General features: G+C 63.4%; 2 protein-coding genes. Both read left to right on the forward strand.

Features of this window, described 5'->3' with window-relative positions; genetic code table 11:
• Positions 1-87: 87 nt before the first annotated feature.
• Positions 88-618, forward strand: coding sequence for a gluconate 2-dehydrogenase subunit 3 family protein (locus tag EOA23_RS34065; protein ID WP_127307262.1), 531 nt, complete (start codon positions 88-90; stop codon positions 616-618).
• A gap of 48 nt (positions 619-666) precedes the next feature.
• Positions 667-2142 (forward strand): GMC family oxidoreductase (locus EOA23_RS34070; RefSeq protein WP_145966586.1); only part of this gene is annotated, 1476 nt, incomplete at its 3' end.

Here is a 2142-nt window from a genome sequence, read left to right on the forward strand (position 1 = left end):
CTTCCAATAGGGGACATTCCGCCGCGGAGAGGCGCGGCGCCAGCAACGGCGCCCTCAGGGGCGCGAACAGCAAGCAGGGAGGAAATCATGGTTACAGTTTATGAGAAGAAAGCCGGGCTTTCGCGGCGAGAGCTTCTCAAGCGCGGCGGCGCCGGCGCGCTGCTCATCATCTCCGGCAGCGCCGTCATCAGCCCCGAACACGCTTGGGGTCTCGAAACCTCGGCGCTGAAGCCCGAGACGATGGCGACGCTGATCCAGGTGGCGCGCGACGTCTATCCGCACGACCAGGTGCCGGACAAATACTACGCCATTGCCGTCAAGGGCCATGACGAGACGGCGGCCAAGGACCCGGCCCACAAGGAACTGATCGAGAAGGGCATCGCCGAGCTCGACAAGAAGGCCGGCAAGGGCGGTTATCGCGGGATCGGCTGGGAAGAGCAGCGGGTCGCGCTGCTCGCCGGCATCGAGAAGACGCCCTTCTTCCAGGCGGTGCGCGGCGGCCTCGTCGTCAGCCTCTACAACCAGAAGGAGCTGTGGCCGATCTTTGGCTATGAGGGCGAGTCCTATTCCAAGGGTGGCTACATCGCGCGCGGCTTCAACGACATCGAGTGGCTGTAGGCCGCTCTGTCCTGAACCGCATTTCGACCGATTTCATGGGAGGAAACCATGGCAGCATCATTTGATCTCAAGAACGATGGCGTGGTCGTCATCATCGGCTCCGGCGCCGGCGGCGGTACGCTCGGCAACGAGCTGGCGCAGAAAGGCATCGACGTCGTCATCCTCGAGGCGGGCGCACGCCACGAATATGAGGATTTCATCAACGACGAGTGGGATTCCTTTGCCCAGCTCGCCTGGAAGGACAAGCGCACCACCTCGGGCGACTGGCGCGTGGCCAAGGATTTCCCGAACCTGCCGGCCTGGATCGTGAAATCGGTCGGTGGTTCGACCACGCACTGGGCGGGCGCCTCGCTGCGCTTCCAGGAGCATGAATTCAAGGCGGCCACGACCTACGGAAAGGTCAAGGGCGCGAACCTCCTCGACTGGCCGGTAACGCTGGCCGAGATGGAGCCCTATTACGCCAAGGCCGAAGCCAAGATGGGCGTCACCGGCACCAACAATTGGCCGCGGCTGCCGGGCAACAACAATTTCAAGGTGCTCAAGGCCGGCGCCGACAAGCTCGGCTACAAGGAATGCCACACCGGCAACATGGCGATCAATTCGGTGCAGCGCGACGACCGCAATTCCTGCCAGCAGACCGGCTTCTGCTTCCAGGGCTGCAAATGGGGCGCCAAATGGTCGACGCTCTACACCGAAATCCCGAAGGGCGAAGCGACCGGGCATCTGGAGGTGCGGCCGAATTCGATGGTGATCAAGATCAACCATGACGCTACCGGCAAGGTGACCGGCGTCGTCTATGCCGACAAGGACGGCAAGCTGCAGGAACAGAAGGCTCGCATCGTCGCCGTCGCCGGCAATTCGATCGAGAGCCCGCGCCTGCTGCTCAATTCGGAATCGAGCAAGTTCCCGCACGGGCTCGCCAACTCGTCGGGACAGGTGGGCAAGAACTACATGCGCCACACCACCGGCTCGGTCTACGCGATCTTCGACAAGCCGGTGCACATGTATCGCGGCACCACGATGGCCGGCATCATCCGCGACGAGGCGCGCCACGATCCGTCGCGCGGTTTCGTCGGCGGCTACGAGATGGAGACGCTTTCGCTCGGCCTGCCGTTCATGGCGGCCTTCCTCAATCCCGGCGGCTGGGGCCGCTCCTTCACCACGGCGCTCGACCATTACGACCATATGGCGGGCCTGTGGATCGTCGGCGAGGACATGCCGCGCGAGGAGAACCGCATCACGCTGCACAAGGGCGAAAAGGACGAGCACGGCATGCCGATCGCCGACGTCCATTTCGACGATCACCCCAACGACACGGCGATGCGCGACCATGCCTACAAGCAAGGCCAGGCGCTTTACGCCGCTGTCGGCGCCACCAGGACCTTTCCGACGCCGCCTTATCCATCGACTCACAATCTCGGCACCAATCGGATGAGCGAGAAGCCGGAGGACGGCGTCGTCAACAAGCACGGCCAGTCGCACGACATCAAGAACCTGTTCGTCTCCGACGGCAGCCAGTTCACC

Source organism: Mesorhizobium sp. M2A.F.Ca.ET.042.01.1.1, from assembly GCF_003997405.1.
Classification (GTDB): domain Bacteria; phylum Pseudomonadota; class Alphaproteobacteria; order Rhizobiales; family Rhizobiaceae; genus Mesorhizobium.

What these genes read in the sequence shown, in the direction of transcription:
- EOA23_RS34065 (WP_127307262.1), top strand. Translation starts at nt 88, where the DNA reads ATGGTTACAGTTTATGAGAAGAAAGCCGGGCTTTCGCGGCGAGAGCTT.